14 protein-coding genes are annotated in these 17,541 nt (G+C 65.2%); 6 read left to right on the top strand and 8 right to left on the bottom strand.

The genetic code is table 11. The features are described from left to right. Window positions 1-201 precede the first annotated feature (201 nt). Window positions 202-1,173 carry a Bug family tripartite tricarboxylate transporter substrate binding protein gene (locus AC3WLE_RS16785; RefSeq protein ID WP_492352529.1) on the top strand — a complete coding sequence of 324 codons (972 nt, stop codon included), beginning with the start codon at window positions 202-204 and terminating at the stop codon, window positions 1,171-1,173. A gap of 61 nt (window positions 1,174-1,234) precedes the next feature. Here AC3WLE_RS16785 and AC3WLE_RS16780 read toward each other — a convergent pair whose 3' ends face one another. Beyond that, window positions 1,235-2,137 carry a LysR family transcriptional regulator gene (locus tag AC3WLE_RS16780; protein ID WP_492355854.1) on the bottom strand — a complete coding sequence of 301 codons (903 nt, stop codon included), beginning with the start codon at window positions 2,135-2,137 and terminating at the stop codon, window positions 1,235-1,237. A gap of 236 nt (window positions 2,138-2,373) precedes the next feature. On the opposite strand from AC3WLE_RS16780, the gene AC3WLE_RS16775 reads away from it, so the two are divergent. Beyond that, a complete protein-coding gene (locus AC3WLE_RS16775) occupies window positions 2,374-3,021 on the top strand; it encodes a TetR/AcrR family transcriptional regulator (protein WP_454739885.1) in 648 nt (215 codons plus the stop codon). Between the two features lie 74 nt (window positions 3,022-3,095). Here AC3WLE_RS16775 and AC3WLE_RS16770 read toward each other — a convergent pair whose 3' ends face one another. The 5 genes from AC3WLE_RS16770 to AC3WLE_RS16750 all read right to left on the bottom strand — a co-directional run bounded on the left by AC3WLE_RS16770 (window position 3,096) and on the right by AC3WLE_RS16750 (window position 9,810). Further along, a complete protein-coding gene (locus AC3WLE_RS16770; RefSeq protein ID WP_492355855.1) occupies window positions 3,096-4,061 on the bottom strand; it encodes a tripartite tricarboxylate transporter substrate binding protein in 966 nt (321 codons plus the stop codon). 98 nt (window positions 4,062-4,159) lie between these two features. Then, window positions 4,160-5,404, bottom strand: a complete 1,245-nt coding sequence (locus AC3WLE_RS16765; protein WP_492318981.1) for a CaiB/BaiF CoA transferase family protein — start codon at window positions 5,402-5,404, stop codon at window positions 4,160-4,162. Window positions 5,405-5,634: 230 nt separating this feature from the next. Beyond that, complete coding sequence (locus tag AC3WLE_RS16760) at window positions 5,635-6,819, bottom strand: CaiB/BaiF CoA transferase family protein (protein WP_492355856.1); 1,185 nt, start codon at window positions 6,817-6,819, stop codon at window positions 5,635-5,637. 131 nt (window positions 6,820-6,950) lie between these two features. Continuing rightward, on the bottom strand, window positions 6,951-7,781 hold the full coding sequence (locus AC3WLE_RS16755; protein WP_492352526.1) for an enoyl-CoA hydratase/isomerase family protein: 831 nt from the start codon (window positions 7,779-7,781) through the stop codon (window positions 6,951-6,953). 88 nt (window positions 7,782-7,869) lie between these two features. Further along, on the bottom strand, window positions 7,870-9,810 hold the full coding sequence (locus AC3WLE_RS16750) for an AMP-binding protein (protein WP_492355857.1): 1,941 nt from the start codon (window positions 9,808-9,810) through the stop codon (window positions 7,870-7,872). A gap of 334 nt (window positions 9,811-10,144) precedes the next feature. On the opposite strand from AC3WLE_RS16750, the gene AC3WLE_RS16745 reads away from it, so the two are divergent. From AC3WLE_RS16745 to AC3WLE_RS16730, 4 genes are all read left to right on the top strand, one after another. After that, window positions 10,145-11,233 (top strand): porin, encoded by a 1,089-nt coding sequence (locus AC3WLE_RS16745; RefSeq protein ID WP_492355858.1) that lies wholly within the window; start codon window positions 10,145-10,147, stop codon window positions 11,231-11,233. A gap of 357 nt (window positions 11,234-11,590) precedes the next feature. Further along, window positions 11,591-12,559, top strand: coding sequence for a Bug family tripartite tricarboxylate transporter substrate binding protein (locus AC3WLE_RS16740; protein WP_492355859.1), 969 nt, complete (start codon window positions 11,591-11,593; stop codon window positions 12,557-12,559). 72 nt (window positions 12,560-12,631) lie between these two features. Then, on the top strand, window positions 12,632-14,059 hold the full coding sequence (locus AC3WLE_RS16735; RefSeq protein ID WP_492352524.1) for an MmgE/PrpD family protein: 1,428 nt from the start codon (window positions 12,632-12,634) through the stop codon (window positions 14,057-14,059). A 540-nt stretch (window positions 14,060-14,599) separates the two neighbouring features. Next, the gene (locus AC3WLE_RS16730) at window positions 14,600-15,043 is read left to right on the top strand and encodes a YybH family protein (protein WP_492318974.1); all 444 of its coding nucleotides are present in this window, start codon (window positions 14,600-14,602) and stop codon (window positions 15,041-15,043) included. A 169-nt stretch (window positions 15,044-15,212) separates the two neighbouring features. Here AC3WLE_RS16730 and AC3WLE_RS16725 read toward each other — a convergent pair whose 3' ends face one another. Then, on the bottom strand, window positions 15,213-15,767 hold the full coding sequence (locus AC3WLE_RS16725; RefSeq protein WP_492318973.1) for a single-stranded DNA-binding protein: 555 nt from the start codon (window positions 15,765-15,767) through the stop codon (window positions 15,213-15,215). A gap of 183 nt (window positions 15,768-15,950) precedes the next feature. Next, window positions 15,951-17,201: an MFS transporter gene (locus AC3WLE_RS16720; RefSeq protein ID WP_492318972.1), complete on the bottom strand. Its 1,251-nt coding sequence runs from the start codon at window positions 17,199-17,201 to the stop codon at window positions 15,951-15,953. Window positions 17,202-17,541: the final 340 nt, after the last annotated feature.

The raw sequence follows: 17,541 nt of genomic DNA, 5'->3' as shown, positions 1-17,541 counted from the left end.
TCGCGGATGCCCGCGGCGCGTACTTCCGCCACATGCCGATCGTGCGCGCCCTCTCCGTGGAACTCAACTCGCCAGCCCATGCCGTTCCGTGCTTTGAGAGGTGAACCCTGCGCCTGCTCTCAAAGCACGGAACGGTGCACCGGCGCCGATTGCCCAGTCCACCTGCCGCGCCTATCTTCGAGACATAAGAGAGGAGGCACTATGTTTAGCAGAAGGCATTTCCTGAAATCACTGGCGTCACTAGGGGCAATCGCCTGCGCGCCAGCAGCGTTTGCGCAGCAATATCCGTCGCGGCCGATTCGAATCGTCGTGCCAGCCTCTCCAGGCACAGCGGTCGACATTACTGCACGCTTTGTTGCCGAAGCACTGGCAAAGAACCTGAAAACCCCGGTCATGGTGGATAACCGTGCTGGTGCCGGCGGGCTCATCGGCACGGACACCGTCGCCAAGGCTCCCGGGGACGGCTACACGCTGCTGTTCGCCGGTGTTCCCCACCTGACCACGCGGTGGTTCGCAGATGGTCCGGTCACGTTCGATCCGGTCAAGGACTTCGTGCCGATTGCCAAGGTGAGCAGCTCCGCGCTTGGCATCGTGGTCAAGGCCGACTCGCCTTACAAGACCCTGAGCGACCTGGTCGCGGCAATGAAGCGCAAGCCGGGCGAGATCACCTACTCATCCGGCGGAGCGGGCAGCACCTCTCATCTTTGCGCAGTGATGCTGAACGACCTGACGAAGACGCGCGCGCGGCATATCCCTTACAAGGGCAACGGCCCGGCCGTGACCGACGTCATTGCCGGCCAGGTGGACTTTACATGCCAGGGTGCACCCAGCGTGGTGCCGATGATCAAGGCGGGCAAGCTGCGCGGTCTGGCCGTCACGAGCGCCGGGCGGTGGGGCGAGATTGCCGATGTCCCGACATCGGCGCAAGCGGGGGTTGCGGGCTTTCAGGTCGCGTCGTGGATCGGCGCCCTGGCACCCGCTGCGACACCGGCCCCCATCGTCGAGCGCCTGTCCGAAGAACTGGTACGAATCGCCCAGTCGCCCGCGTTCGAGGAGTTCTGCGCCCATCAGTCGATGTACGTTGATATCGCGGATCGCCGCCAGTTCCTGGCTGACTTGCCGAAGGAGGACGCGCACTGGAAGCGCATCGCGCAACTGTCGAAGGAGTCCTGAGTTCGCGTCTGCACTGGTCGCGACCTCACCTACTCTCAGCTGTGGGGCATCTGGGTGCCCTTCAGTCCTGCCGCCCGACGCCATCTTCGACCAGCAGGTCCACCAGCTTGCGCGCAAACAGCGGCAATGCGCCGAGGTCCGCGACGCATATCTGCAGCTTGCGCTCGGCCCACTCGTCGTTGAGTTGGACGATCCGCAGCGCCATCGTACCCGCGTGACGGGCGGCAGTGCTCTCCGGCAGCACGCCGATGCCGACATTCGCCTCGATCATCCGGCAGGCGGTCTCGAAGTTGCTGACCTGGACGCGCCAGCGCAACTCACGCTGCAAATCCGCGGCGGCCCGCTTGAGGAAACTGTGGATCGCGCTTGCTTCTGGCAGGCCGATGAAGTCGTAGTCCAACGTCTCGATGAAATCCACGCTGTTGTGCTCGGCCAGGGGGTGGCTCAGCGCGGTGGCAAGGACCAGGCGGTCGCGCCGGTATGGCATGACCTCCAGCCCTTCGGTACGCACGTTGCCGGCAATGATGCCGATGTCCACCATCCCCTCCTGCACCGCGCGCACGATGTCCGGACTCAGCCGTTCGTGCATATCGATGGTCACGTCCGGATGGTTTACGAGGTAGGTGCGCAGCAAGGCCGGCAGGAACTCGCTCATTGCCGTGGTGTTGGCGAAGACGCGCACATGGCCCTTCACGCCCGACACGTACTCCTGCAGATCGCCGCTCAACTGCTCCAGCTGGCGGAGTACGCGGCGCGCGTGGGCCAGCAGCGTCTCCCCCGCTCCAGTCACTTTCACGCCCTGGCTGCTGCGGCTCAGCAGCTTGACGCCAACGTGTTCCTCCAGGTTCTTGATGCGGGTACTGGCCGCAGCCAGGGACAGGTGGGAGCGTTGTGCACCGCCGGTCAGGCTCTTGGCCTCCGCAATATGGGTGAACAGTTTCAGATCGACCAGATCAAAGCGCATCACATCCTTCCCCAAGCGTCGTACCGGATTATCTCCAAAGCAGCGCGCAGCAAACGAACACGGCGCGAATGCCGGACGCGCCCGGCGTGAATTGCCGCCCTCCTCCAGGGCGGACTGGGGGCGGTGGGCCACGGCCACCTCTCACAAACGTTAGGTAGATTTTGAGCGCCCGATGGAGTAACTTCCATGAGGACGAACCCCACGGCGCATACGCCGCTTCCAGACCCTCCCTTACCATGACAAAACGCCAGGTCAATGCCACCAACGTGGACACCCGCGAGAAGCTGTTGCGCCTCGCGGCACGCGCCTTTGGCACGCAAGGCTATGCCGCTACGACCATGCGCGGGATTGCCGACCAGGCCGGCATCGAAGCGGCCAGCATCTATTACCACTTCTCCTCGAAGGAAGAATTGCTGGAAGCGGTGATGGAGCACGGGGCCCAAAGCATCTTTGCGCATACGCGGGCGCGCATCGCGGCACTCCCGGCCGGCGCCGACGCCGAGCAGCGTTTCCGCGCCGGCCTGCTCGGCCTTATCGGCGCGATGATCAAGTATGGCGACTACACGCTGGCGCACGGGCGCCAGCTCGCAGAGTTGCCGGACAAGGTGCGCGAGCGGCAAATCAAGCGACGGGCCCAGCATCAGGACTTCTGGAACGGCATGCTGGAAGACCTGCGCGCCGAGGGCCGCCTGCGCGAAGACATCGACATCGCCTTGTGCCGGGTCTTTGTCCTGAGCACGATTGCCTCGGTGCAGACCTGGTTCAACCCCAGGAAGGGTTCGCCCGAAAAGGTGATCGACGAACTGTGCACGATCCTGTTTGAAGGGGTGCGGCCCAGGGAGGTGCGCAAGCCAGCGCGGCGGGCGCAGGCCGTGGCTTCGTAAGCCGGCCGCTTCTGCGCCCCCTTGCCGGCTGGGTTCTCTCTCCATTTGCCGGAGAGAACCTCAACCTTGGCGCGTCACCCCGCCTTCACCTGGGAGAGTGCCACGAGCTTCTTCCAGCGCTCGAGTTCGGCCGGTGCATCAGCGCGGGCTTGCGCGGCGGACTGGATGTCGACCTCCAGTCCCTGGCTGGTACAGAACGCCTTGAAGGCGGGCGCGGCGGCAGCCTTGGTCATGGCGCCAGACAATTGCGTGACGATGTCCTGCGGCGTACCGCGCCGGGCAAACGCCCAGATCGGCGTTTCCAGCGCATAGCCTTTCAGGCCAGCCTCATCCAGGGAGGGGGCGTCCGGAAAATAGCTCGACCGGCGTAGGCTGGTGACCGCAAGCACCCGCAGGCGCCCTGCCTTCACCAGTGGCAGCGATGTCGCCACACCGCCGAAGCCGACATCCAGCTGCCCGCCCGCCACATCGACCACGACCTGCGCCGGCGCCTTGTAGGGAACGTGGGTCATCTGGATACCGGCCATGTTGCTCATCAGGGCCGCCGCCATGTGTGGGGTGGTACCGTTGCCTGGCGAACCGTAGGTCAGCCCGCCCGGCTTGCGCCTGGCGGCGGCGATCAGGTCCCGCACCGTGTGCAGCGGCGAATTGGCGGCCGTGACCAGCACCATCGCCGAGGTCGCCAGGCGCGCGATTGGCTCGAAGTCACTGACCGCGTCGTATGGCGTCTTGTCGACGAACTGGTTTGAGTAGTGGGCGGCGTAATTGAACAGGATGGTGTAGCCGTCGGCGGGTGCCTTGGCGACAAAGTCAGTGCCGATGACCCCGCTTGCACCGGCACGGTTCTCGACGACGAACGAGCCGCCCATCGCTTTGGACAGTTCGCTGCTCATGTAGCGCGCAACGACGTCCGTACCCGACCCGGGGCTGAGCGGTACGATGATGCGGACCGGGCGCGCCGGGTAAGACTGCGCGAGCGCCGTAAGCGGTAGCGTGGCCAGCGCTGGCAAGAGCTGCAGGCAAGTACGGCGTGACATCATTGTTCTTGTCTCCTTTATGTTCGGTGAGAAGCAGGCGGTTTGCTCGCCTCGCCCATCAATGGAAGAGGCGAGCAAACAAGCTGCCGTCGGGCGGCCGCTTAGACGACTCCCTCCTCGCGCAATGCCGCAATCTCTGCGCGACTGAGCTTGAGCAAGCCCCCGTAGATCTCTTCATTCGCGCCGCCCAGCGCCATCGCGGGCTTGTCAAACTGCGAAGGCGTGGCCGAGAACCGGATCGGCAAGCCCATGCCCACGGCATCCACCGGGCCGAACTGGGGGTGGGCAAGGTTCATCAACGCGCCGCTGTCATGCAGGCGGCGGTCGTGCAGCACCTCGTTGGGCTTGCGCACCGGCGCGCAGGGTACCCCGCGCTTGTCGAGCAGCTCGGCCACCACATCGGCAGTGCTGCGCTGGCTGGTCCAACCCGCGATCGCCTCGTTCAGCACCGAGGCATTGCGCATGCGCGGCCCACGGCTGCTGAAGCGCGGGTCGTCGAGCAGATCGGGCTGGCCGATCGACTCCAGCAGCCCGCGCAACCAGTCCGGCTGGAACGCCACGATCGCCACATGCCCTTCCTGCGTCGGGTACACCCCGAACGGCGCCAGCCGGTCGTGGTAGTTGCCGGTGCGCGACGGGTAGCCTTCCCGCCCCATGACGTCAAAGTGCTCTTCGGCGACCCACGACGCCAGGCAATCCAGCATCGACACCTGCACGCGCTGTCCCTCGCCGGTGCGGCCGCGGTGGATCAGTGCTGCCAGAATGCCGTTGACGGTATACATCGGCGCCACCAGGTCCGCGATCGGCAGACCGCAGCGCGTCGGCGGGCCGTCGGCGTAGCCGGTCACTTCCATCAGGCCGCTGAGGGCCTGGACGATGATGTCCATGCCCTTGAGTCCGGGGAAGGCACTGGGCTCCCCCATGGCCTTGATCGACGCATAGACGATGCGCGGGTTCCGCTGCCTGACCTGCTCGTAGTCGACACCGAGCTTGGCGGTGGTGCCCTCGCTGAAGTTCTCCAGCACCACGTCGCATTCCTGCGCCAGCCGCATGAACAGCTCGCGACCCTGTTCGGACTTCAGGTCCAGCGTAATGCTCTTCTTGTTGCGGGCCCGGTTCAGGACCGTCAGAGATACCTCGTCGTCCTCACGCTGGCCGAAGTGGATGCCATGGCTGCCCACGAAAGGCGGGTTGGTGCGTGCAATGTCGCCACCGCCCGGCGCTTCCACGCGGATCACCTCCGCGCCCATCCCGCCAAGCAGCAACGAGCCATACGGCCCGGCAAGCGCCACGGTCAGGTCCAGTACACGAATGCCCTCGAGCGGCCGTGATTGATTTGCTGGCACTACTGTCTCCTTTCTTGTCGGCCCGCCGTCATGCGGCCGGGCCCGTGTCACTTCCATTGCCTTGCAACTGTTAGCTACGCGCCGGCGCCGTGCTTTCCCGGCCTGGCTTGGCTCGGGCAGGCCCCTTTGCTTTGATTCAATGCTAGTGGAGCAGGCTAGTTGCGCTCAAGTAGTCACTGGCGAACCACCAGTTCGCATTGTGCGAATTGCTCGTGGTGCGGATCGTGATGTCAGACGATGCCGGCCTTGCGCATAGCTTGCACCTGCGAGCGGTTGTAACCCACCTCAGCCAGCACTTCTTCGGTGTGTTCGCCAACCGTGGGCGGCCGCCGCACAACATCGGGCGGGGTGCGCGACAGGACTGCTGGCGGCGCCACGATCGGTGCCTTGCGCGGCAATCCGGGGTAGTCGAGCCAGATGTATGCGCCGGACGCCTGGATCGACGCATCGTCCAGTGCTTCGCGCGGGGAATAGATCGGCGCCGCCGGAATCTTGGCCTTCTCCAGTTCGCGCAGCGCGTCATCGCGGGTGCGGCTGGCGCACCATTTGCCCATCAAATTGCTCAGGAACTCGCCGTGCTCGCCGCGCCGCAAGTCGTCGCTGAAGCGGGGATCGTCCACCAGTTCCGGCGCGCCGATCAGGTTGGCCCAGCGCCGGAACAGCGGCTGCCCGATCACCTGGGCGATGATCCAGCCGTCGGCCACGCGGAAGATGTCCGACGGCCCATAGGACGGGCTGCGGTTGCCCATCGGCTGGCGCTCGATGGCAAGCGCCGCCTCCTCGATCAGCGCGCCGCTGGACAGGTTCAGCGCCGTCTGCAGCAGCGACGCTTCGACACATTGCCCGCGCCCGCTGTTGCGCCGCTCGTACAGCGCCATTACCGTGCCGAGCGCGCACGACAAGGCAGTTGAGAAATCGACCACCGGCACCATCGCCTTGGTGGGGCTGTCGGGTGTACCCGACATGTAGACTGCGCCGCTCATCGCCTGCCCCACCCCGTCGAAGCCGACCCGATGGCCCGCGCCTTCATGCGAGCCGAAGGCTGTCGAAGCGGTCAGGATGATGCGCGGATTGATCGCGCTCAACGTCGCGTAGTCAAGCCCCAGGTTCGCCAGCGTTTTCGGCGGCATGTTCGCCACCACCACGTCGGCGGTCTCCACCAGGCGGCGCACCGCCTCGCGGCCCTCCTCGCTGTCGATGTCCAGCGTGATCGACCGCTTGTTGCGATTGCACTGGAGGAAAAGTGCCCCCTCCCCCGATTCCGTGACCGGCACGATGAAGCGGTCTTCGCTGCCACCTACGCGGTCGATCCGGATGACATCGGCACCGTAGTCCGCGAGCAATGCTGCGCAGAACGGGCCGGCGATGAAGCGTCCGAAATCGAGGACGCGGATACCTTCAAGCACCTTGGACATCTTGTTCGTTTCCATATTTGACTGGCTGCCGCGCCCGCAGAAGGCGAGGGTTGGAGGAATCGATCGTGACCATCGACCCTGTGCGCCAGTGCACGGGACCGGCTCGCCCGTCCCGCTGTCGGCCTTCCCGCTCAGGCCGTGGTGGTGCGCGGGAACACCGGACCGCGCTTCTCGCGGAACGAGGCCACGCCTTCCTTGACCTCCGGTCCACCGAAGCCAAACATCTCCAGCGCCAGCGAAGCATCGAAGGTCGGTCCCGCCTGGCGCAGCCAGTTGTTCAGCGCATACTTGGTCCAGCGGATTGCTGACGGCGCGCCATTGGCCAGGCGCGTGGCGATCGACACTGCCTTGTCCTGCAGATCCGCTTCATCCACGGCCAGCGACACCAGGCCCATCTGTTCCGCCTTCTCGCCGCTCACCGGTTCGCACAGCAGCAGGTGGTACTTGGCCTTAGCCATTCCGCACAGCAGCGGCCACACGATCGCGGCGTGGTCGCCGGCGGCGACGCCGAGGCGGGTATGGCCATCAACCAACCGCGCGGTGCGCGCCGCCACCGAGATATCCGCCAGCAGCGCGGCAACCAGCCCCGCACCGACGGCGGAGCCGTGGATCGCCGAAACGATCGGCTTGGAGCAATTGATGATGTTGTAAACCAGGTCCTTTGACTCGCGCCAGACGCGGGCGCGGGCGTCGAAGGAATCGATCATTTCTTCGACCATCTCGAAGTCGCCGCCGGCAGAGAAGGCCTTGCCAGCGCCGCACAGCACCACGGCGCTCACGGTCGGATCGGCATCGATATCGCGCCAGACGCGGGCGATCTCGTCGTGGCCGCGAGCGTCCAGCGCGTTCAGGCGCTCGGGACGGTTCAGCGTGATGCGCAGGACGCCCTCGCCAGGGCGGTCAAACGCCAGGCTCGAATAGTTCTCATAGGCCGCGCCTGCGGCGGCATTGCTTTTCGACATGGAATCTCCTGAACAAAAGTGCGGGGCGTGTGCAGCGAACAAAGGAAATACACATGCTCCCGTCAATCAATGCGCCCGCATGGCGGCATCAATGTGCGGCAGCGGCGCGAATCTCTTCAAGTGCCGGCGGGTTGTCCAGCGCGGACAGGTCGCCGGGAGGCAGCCCGTTGTAAACGCTGCGGATCACGCGGCGCATGATCTTCGAGCTGCGCGTCTTGGGCAGCTGCGCGACCACGTGGACCACCGAAGGGCGGAACGGGCGCCCCAGCCGGCCATCGACATGTTTGCTGACAGCGGCCGTCAGCGCCTCATTCGACTGCGTCACGGCGGCCGATGGCACCAGGAACACGACCAGCTTCTGCCCCTTGACCGGGTCCTCCACGCCGATGGCGGCGGCTTCGGCGATCTCGGGCAATTCGAGCAGCACGTCCTCGATCTCGGCGGGACCAAGGCGCTTCCCGGCCAGCTTGATGGTGTCGTCAGAGCGGCCCATCATGAACCAGGTGCCGTCGTCGCGGCGCAGCGCGAGATCACCGTGCACCCAGATGCCCGGCACGGTGTTCCAGTAGGCGTCCAGATAGCGCTCGTCGTCCTGCCAGAACGAGTGCGTCATGCCGACGAATGGCCGGCGGATCGCCAGCTCGCCCACGGTGTTGGTCAGCGACTTGCCGTCCGCATCCACCACGTCGGCAGCCACCGACGGTGAGGCGGTGTTGAACCCGGCCGGGCTGATCGGCCTGACGATCACGCTGGACAGCAGCGCCCCCGACACCTCCGTGCCGCCGGTGTAGTTGATAACCGGGCGGCGGCCACCGCCGAACGCCTTCTGGAACCACAGGAAGTGTTCTGGATCGATGCCCTCGCCGGCGGTGATCAGCAGCCTGACCGTCGACGTATCGCCTTGCGTGGCAAGAGCCTCGTTCGCCGCCAGGCCCCGGATCAGCGTCGGCGCCGAGCCAAAGTGCGTCACGCCGTGGCGTTCGACGATGCGCGACATGCGTGACCAGTCCGGGAAATCCGGGGCGCCGTCATAACACACCAGCGTTGCGCCACGCAGCAACGCGCACGACATCACCAGCGTGCCGGCGACCCACCCCATGTCAGCGGGCCAGCAGAACACATCCTTCGGGCTGACATTGAAATGGATGGCCGAATCGTGCGCGATCTTCATCGGGAAGCTGCCGTGCGTATGCACGGTGCCCTTGGGCTTCCCGGTGGTGCCGGAGGTATAGATGATCATGAAGGGGGCGTCCGGCGACATCCGCTCCGGCGCGGCATCCGGCTGCGCGCTGGCCACTTGCTGCCAGTCCAGCACCTTGTCGCCGAAGGCAATCGATTCGCCCGCATGCTTCCAGACCGTGGTGCCGATGTCCGGCAGGCGCGACAGCGCTTCGTCCACCAGGCTGCGCGTATTGACCCACTTTCCCCGGCGAGAGAAGCCGGTCGTGGCGACCAGCGCGCTGGCCGAGCACGACGACAGGCGCGATACGATTGCATCGACACCGAAGCCGCTGAACAGGGGCACCGTCATCGCGCCGATCCATGAAATGGCCAACGAGGTCACGGTCGCTTCGACGCCATTTTCCATCAGCAGGCCAACCCGGTCGCCGCGCTTGACGCCCAGCGCCTTCAGGCCGCCGGCGAAGCCGGCTACCTTGTTTGCCAGTTCGGCATAGGTCAGTTGCTCGATCGCACCGCTCTCTTTCTCCGCCACCACGGCGGTGCGCGACGCCATCGAGGGATCGTCCGCCCACTTGAGCGCGGACTTGACCCAGTTCAGTTGCCCGCCCGGGAACCATTTTGGAAACGGTTTCCCCTTGGAGGCATCCATGTACTGCGTGTACGGAACATCCCACACCATTCCGCAGAAGTCGATGACTGCGTCCCAGTAGGCGTCGGGCTTCTCGTTGGAGAAAGCCAGCAGTTCGTCGTAGTCCTTCAGGCCGAGGCGGGCGACCAGCGCCGACACGTTCGCCGTGGCGATATCGTCTCCCGTAGGGATCCAGTCATTGTGCAGAGGGTCACTCATCGAAAATCCAGCTAGTTGATTGCACGGTTGCTGCGGCGCGATGTGGTCAGCACAGTTCATGCAGCATCAGGAGCGCCATGGCATAGATCCAGCGTGCGCGACGCACCGAAGCAAGTCAATTTGCACCGCGGTGTTGTGCCGTACTTTGGAATGCCGTGGCGCAGTCCGGAGTGCCGTGCGTGTCCGTGTGTATCGACTGCCTGGAACAGACGACGGCGCGGGCGTCCAAGTGCTCTCATTTCATTGCACGGCACAGTTGTCGGATGGGCTTTGACGCCATCACGCGACGTCTCACAGACTTCGCACACACAAGACCACAACAACGGAGGAGCCCATGAAGAGTCGTTATTACGCTGCAGTGCTGTTGTCCATGACTGCACCATTCGCCACTGCGCAGTCGTCAGTCACGCTGTATGGCGTCGCCGATATCGGGATGGAATACCTGAACAACGCCAATGCCGCCGGCGACAAGCTGGTTCGCATGACGTCCGGCAACGTGTCGGGCTCGCGCTGGGGCCTGCGCGGCGTGGAGGACCTGGGCAGCGGCATGAAAGCGGTCTACGCGCTGGAAAGCGGCTTCGATCTCGACAGCGGCGTATCGAGCCAGGGCGGCCGCCTGTTCGGCCGCCAGGCCTTCGTGGGCCTGGACCACCAATGGGGCCGCGTCACGCTCGGCCGACAGCAGAACGCGCTGTTCGACTTGTTGATCAACTATGAGCCGATGGTGCTGGCGGCGCGCTATTCGGCGCTGTCGATCGATACCAGCCTTGCGGGTCGCTACGACAACACCGCCAAGTACACCGGCAAGTTCGGCCCGGTCACGGCAACTGCCCTGTACAGCTTTGCGCGCGGTACCAGCATCGCCAGCGGCGGCACTACGTCGTTCGGCACCGAGGTCCCCGGCGACGTCAAGAGCGACCGTGCCTTTGGCGGCGGCCTGGAGTACGCCGGCGGAAAGTTCGGCGCTACCGTGATCTATGACCAGCAGCAAGGTACGCGTGGCATCACCGGGCAGAGTTCGGGCCAGACAGACCGCCGTATCGCAGCAGCGGCCAACTTCAGCGTCGGCAGCTCGACGATACTGGCCGGCTATCGCTGGTTCAATGGCGACATTGGTGTCGCGCCGGGCCAGCCGCAGCGCCGCAACGACCTCTTCTGGCTGGGATACCGTTTCCGGGCTACGCCTGCCCTCACTTTGACCGGTGCCGGCTACTACCTGAATAACCGGCGTAACGGACAGGATCCGTGGATGCTGGTCGCATCCGCCAATTACGCCTTGTCCAAGCGCACTGATGCCTTCCTGAACGTGGGATACGTGCGCAACAAGGACAACTCCAACCTTGGCCTGAACGGCGTCGGCAACACCATCACGCCGGGCGAAAACCAGACGGGGGTCATGGTCAATATCCGCCATAAGTTCTGACGGATTGGCTCCGGCCGCGTCACTTCAATGCCGCGCGGCCAGGCAGCGAGATAAGAAGCAAAAAAGGGAAGTGGTAAAGGGAACTGGCGCCGGTTCGCGTGACAAGACGCGGTCAGGCGCATTTTTTTGGTGAACGCAACTTGCCTGAGCGCGGGGCCCTTTGTGCGCGCGGCACTCACGCACGCAGACGCCACACCCCCGGCGCCAGCACCTTCGGCTCCGCCTTACCCGCTCATTGCACGGAACGCCCGCAAGCCGGGCATTGACCTCGCCTGCCTCGCATTCCCACCATGCATGCATACCTGCACCCTTCACGCAGGGCTGCCAACAAAGATAACGAAACAGGAGGCCACAGCAATGACCCATTCCCTTCATCACCTGTGCGGCGCGATCATCATGTCGCTGGCAGGGCCGACATTGGCTGTGGACGCCTATCCGGCCAGGCCTGTGCGGATCATCGTCAACTCGGCGCCGGGAGCGCTGCTCGACGTCACGACCCGCGCCGTGGCGCAGCAGATGGCCGACAACCTCGGCCAGCCTGTGGTCGTGGAAAACATGGCGGGGGCCGCCGGAATGCTTGGCATCCGCTATGTGAAAGCCCAGAAGCCGGATGGCTACACCATCCTCGCCACCGCCAACACCCTGGCGCTGGCGCAGGCCACCAAGCTGGAGCCGGGCTATGACCTGGCACGGGACTTCACCGGCATTGGCATGATGAACAAGGCCCCGCTGATCATGGTGGGCTTCTCCGCCCAGCCGGACAAGACCCTGCCCCAGTTGATCGCGCATGCGAAAGCCAGCCCGGGCTCGATGTCCTATGCCACCGCGGGCATCGGCACCAGTACCCATATGGCCGCCGCGCTGTTCGTGCACCAGGCCGGCATCAAGATGCTTCACGTGCCCTACAAGGGCAACGCCGGCGCCATGCCGGATGTGCTTGGCGGCCGCGTCAACATGATCTTTGACGGCGCCAACTCGTCGGGCCCATACGTCCAGGACGGCAAGCTGCGCGCGTTCGCGGTCTCCTCCCCCAAGCGCCTGCCGGCATTTCCCGATATTCCGACACTGGCCGAACAAGGCCTGCCCAACTACAGCTTCTACGTCTATATGGGCCTGACGGCGCCGGCCGGTACGCCAACGCCGGTCGTCATGCGGCTGGCGAAGGCATTGAAGGCGGCGCAGGCTAGCGACGCCGTGCGCGAGCGGTTCCGCAAGGACAGCGCCGAAGCCGGCAACATGTCCCCGGAGGAATTCACCGAGTTTTTGCGTCAGGATCTGCAGCGCAATATCAAGGTCGTGGCGGACCTGGGCATTCCGAAGGAGTAAGTCGGACGACAAGCCGAACTCCCCTGCCAGCCCCTGCTGCAGGGGCGCGACACCTTACCTGGAGAGAATGCAATGGCAACAACCATCGTCGAGCAACTGGCCGGCTTTACACAGCAAAGCACCTACGACACGCTGCCGCCGGCGGTCGTGGACGAATGCAAGCGCATCGTGCTCGATTCGCTGGGATGCGCGCTGGCCGCCGTCGACCAGCCCAAGGGCAAGATCGGGATCGACTACGGCGCACTGATGGGCGGCGCCGCGGGCGACGCCACCATCATCGGCACCGACCAGCGGGTGTCGGTCGTCGGCGCGGCCTTTGCCAACGGCGAGCTGATCAACGCCCTCGACATGGATGCGGTGGTGCCGCCGGGCCATGTGACGCCCTATGTCCTGCCCGGCGCGCTGGCGGTCGGCGAAGCCATGGGCCGGTCCGGCCAGGACCTGATTGCCGCGCTGGCGGTCTCGCATGAGATGTCGTATCGGCTCGGCAAGGCCATGGACTACCTGCGCGACACCAAGGACGGCAAGGTCTCGCCACCGAAGATCTATGGCTACAGCAGCACCGTCTTCGGCGCGACCGCGGCCGTCGCCAAGCTGAAGGGACTGGGCGCGGAGACGACAGCGCATGCGCTGGGGATTGCAGGCAGCATCAGCCCGGTGAACTCGCAGGTCGCCTGGTTCCAGCATGCGCCCAGCTCCACCATCAAGTACCTGCTTGCCGGCGCGCTGACGCAGGCGGCGATGGCCGCCGCGCACATGGCCGAGTTCGGCCACCGTGGCGACCTCCAGATACTTGATGACCGCGAATATGGTTTCCCGCGCTTTATCGGCACTACGCGCTGGGAACCGGACCGCATCCTCGCGGCACTCGGCACCGACTGGCAGTTCCCCACCGAACAGGCCTACAAGCCCTACCCGCACTGCCGCATCCTGCATGCGCTGCTGGACAGCCTCAACGAGATCGTCGACCAGAACGAACTGCGGCCGGACGAGATCGATGGCATCAAGGTCTGGGTCGAGGGATTTGTCGAGCAGCCCGTTTGGCTCAACCGTGAGATCCGGCATGTGCACGACGCACAGTTCAGCATCGCGCACGGCATCGCACTGGGTGCGCATCGTGTGCCGCCGGGCAAGGCCTGGCAGGAGCCCGAACTGGTGTTCGGCGAATCCGTGATGCGTCTGATGGATAAGGTCGAGCACGCGGTACACCCCGACTATGTGGCGCTTCTGACCGGCCACGCAGCCAGCCGGCCGGCGAAGATCGAGGTGTCGGCGCGCGGCCAGACCTTTGTCGGCGAGCGGCGCTATCCGAAGGGAAGTCCGTCCCCCGACCCGGCCAGCCATATGAGCACGGAAGAGTTGGTGCAGAAGTTCCGCGACAACGCGCGGGACGCCATCCCCGAGGCCAAGATCGATCGCGTCATCGATGCGGTGCGGGACCTGGAGAACGTGGGGAACATTGCGTCGATCCTGGCGGACATGCGACCCGGCGAACGCTAAGACCCGGCATCACCTGGCAGCGGACGTCATGCGCAGCATGGGGGAAAGGCCTTTGGTCGAACGTGGCGCCAATGGCGCAAAAAAGGAAGCCCCGCGGCAAGCCGGTCGGGGCATAAGCTCGCTCGGACGCGAGCATGGAGACAACAGATGCCGTTTCCGGCACGCACACATTCACTATGCCGCAGCTGCGGCAGATGACCAATGGTTTTGCGCCAACTCTCCCGTACTTTGAAACATCTCGGCAAGCACCGCCGTCAAACCGGCGCGCCCGTTATCCTGACAAACGTTAGGTAAATTTCATGAGCCCGATGCAGTAAGTTCATGTGAATAACTCCTGACTTGCTGCCTTCCTCATGCCTACCCGCCTTACTGGAGCCGGTCGCATCCAGACTGCGGGTGCGGGCGCCGGTGCTGCGGCGTTCCAAGGTACGGAACGCCCCGCCTTTTCGGTTGAGCTGGCGACCGTCATCGTCGTAGCATTGCTGCAAAGCCCACAAGGAAGGCATGGATGGGAACGCCCGGGGAGCGCCAGGCAATGACATGGCAATCATGACCGAACACCAAGCCACATGCGAGAACGCCTCGCGAGCGCAGGCCGCCCTGCAAGACGTCGAGCGCCGCTGGAACGCCGCCGCGCTGACATGGAATTCCGACGCGCTGACCGCGCTGTACGCGCCCGAAGCCTTGTTCTTCGGGGGCCGCCCTGGCCACGCCGTGGGCCAAGCGGCAATCCAGGGATACTTCGCCTCGTACGCCGGGACGTTGCGCTCGGCATCGATGTCCCTGGTCGATCAAACGCTGGTCGAGCTTGGCGCGGACACGCTGCTGGCGCAGGGGCACGCCAACTTCCACTTTGTGCTCGCCGACGGGCGCGAAACCGCCTCGGCACTACGGACGACGTGGGTACTGACAAGGCGGCTGGGGGCGTGGCAGATTCTGCAGCACCACTTCTCCGCTACACCAGAAGGGCCCCCTATCCAATAGCCGGCGTTCCCTCATCGAGAAGACCCGATGATCGACGCATGCCAGCTTTTTGCGGCGCTTACCCGCATACGAGAGCATGCAAATACCCCGTGAACGCCAACAGAAAACAAAAAAGCCCGCAGCAAGCGGGCTTCAGGGCAAAACCTAACAAAATGAGGAGAGGTAGCCTTTAGAACGGGATATCGTCGTCCATATCCTCGAAACCATTCGAGGCCGGCTGCTGCGGCCGGCGCGCAGCGCCACCGCCCTGGCCGCCACCCTGGCCGCCCGCCTGACCACCGCGGCCACCGCCGTAGCCGCCGCCCGACGCTTCGCGGCTGTAGCCACCGCCGCCACCTGCGCCGCCACCACCGTAGCCGCCTTCGTCACCGCCACCGCCGCCGCCACCCTGGCGCGAGCCGAGCATCTGCATCTGGTCGGCAACGATTTCAGTGGAGTACTTGTCCTGGCCCGACTGGTCCTGCCACTTGCGGGTGCGGATGCGGCCTTCGATATAGACCGACGATCCCTTGCGCAGGTACTGGCCGGCGATTTCGGCGATCTTGCCGAAGAACGAGACGCGGTGCCATTCGGTGGCCTCCTTCATCTCGCCGCTCTGCTTGTCCTTGTAGCGATCGGTGGTCGCCAGGCGGATATTGGTCACGGCGTCGCCGCTGGGCAGGTAGCGGGTTTCCGGGTCTGCGCCGAGGTTGCCGACGAGAATGACTTTGTTGACCGATGCCATGTGAATGTTCTCCAAAAGCCACGCGCTGTGTTGAAAAGCGTGGCAATACGATGACGGTAAAGCGGATGTAGTGTGACGCGATACTGCGGTGACGTAAACGAACATCGCGCCCCCGGCCAGACGTCGGGTGGCGCGATCATGCTAGGCCTTTTCCAGGCCGGATTCTTTACGATGTGATGCGGATCAGGCCGGCGTTGCCGGTGCAGCTTCCTGCCCGCGCGCCGGCGGCGCCTTCATGCTCCAGGCGATTATAAGCCAGAGCAACAGCACCACCGCGCAACCGACGAACACGGCGCTGCGCCCCTCGTGCTTGAGCAGCCAGCCACCGGCCGCGCCGCCCAGGAACAGGCCCAGCGCCTGCGTGGTGTTGTAGACCCCCAGCGCCGCCCCGCGCGCGGCCGCGGCGTAGCGCGACACCAGCGAAGGCTGCATCGCCTCCAGCACGTTGAACGCGACAAAGAAGAGCAGCAGCACGCCGACGATGGCCCACAGCCCGTGCACGGCGGCAAACAGCAGCTGCACCGCGGTCATCAGCGCGACCGCGCCCAGCAGCACCGGGCGCACGCGGCCGTAGCGCTCGGCCGCCATCATCGGGCCCAGCATCAGCACGAAGGACACCAGCACCACCGGCAGGTAGACCTTCCAGTGCTGGTCCAGCGGCATGCCGGCATCGGCCAGCATGGCGGGCACCACCATGAACATGGCCACCTGGGAAGCGTGCAGCGCCAGCACGCCGACGTTCAGGCGCGCCAGGTCGGGGTTGAGCAGCACCTTGCGGAACGGCAGGCGCACCGGATGCGGCGGCGGCGGGGTCGGCACCAGGAACAGCGTCACGCCGATGGCCACCAGCCCCAGCACCGACATCAGCCCGAAGATGCCGGACATGCCGATGCTGTGCAGCAGCGGCGAGGCGATCACCAGCGACAACGCGAAGGTCAGGCCGATGCTGCCGCCCACCATCGCCATCGCCTTGGTGCGATGGCGTTCGCGCGTCAGGTCGGCGATGCAGGCGGTGATGGCCGCGGAGATCGCGCCCGTGCCCTGCAGCGCGCGGCCGGCGATGATGCCGCTGAGCGTGTCGGAGAAGGCGGCCACCAGCCCGCCGGCGATGAACAGCAGCAGCCCGGCCACCATCACCGGCTTGCGCCCGATGCGGTCGGACAGCCAGCCCAGCGGGATGTGCAGGAATGCCTGCATCAGGCCATAGATGCCCATGGCCAGGCCCACGCGCTGGGCGTCGTGCCCGTCGGGCAGGCTGTGCGCGTATTCGGCAAAGACGGGCAGGATCAGGAACAGGCCCAGCATGCGCAGCGCGAAGATGCTGGCCAGCGACACGGCGGCGCGCAGCTCGACGCGGGTCATGCGTTCGCGGGCGGGGGCCTGGGATGCGTCAGCGGCACCCGCACCCGGGGAAGAAGACTGGATCGACGGCATTGCGATCGTGGGATCGTGGAATCTGTCAGGCTGGCTGCCGTTGCATCGCAACGGCAGTTTCGATCGGGATCGCGGGGGGAAGTTGCCGCCCGGAACCCGGGGCCGGCGGCGGCTTCGCCGGGCGCCTGCATGGCGCGGGCCACCCCGGAAACCGAAGTTGGGTATATTAACAGGTTTGCTCCTTCGCGCTTCCCGGGTCACCTGGCCATGCCAGTTGGCCCCCGGGCGTGTGCCCGGGCGCGCATTCCGGCCGTCGCCAGCGGTCGGAAGTGCCAAATACGGTACTTGTTTCTGGGTTTTGCGATTCCTTCAGACAGCCTTGCCAACCCCGGCAGGGCGG

It is taken from the genome of Cupriavidus sp. FW306-1B-F12B (genome assembly GCF_058781795.1).
Note: the sequence above shows the minus strand (reverse complement) of the source record. Positions and strands in the feature narration are given on the sequence as shown.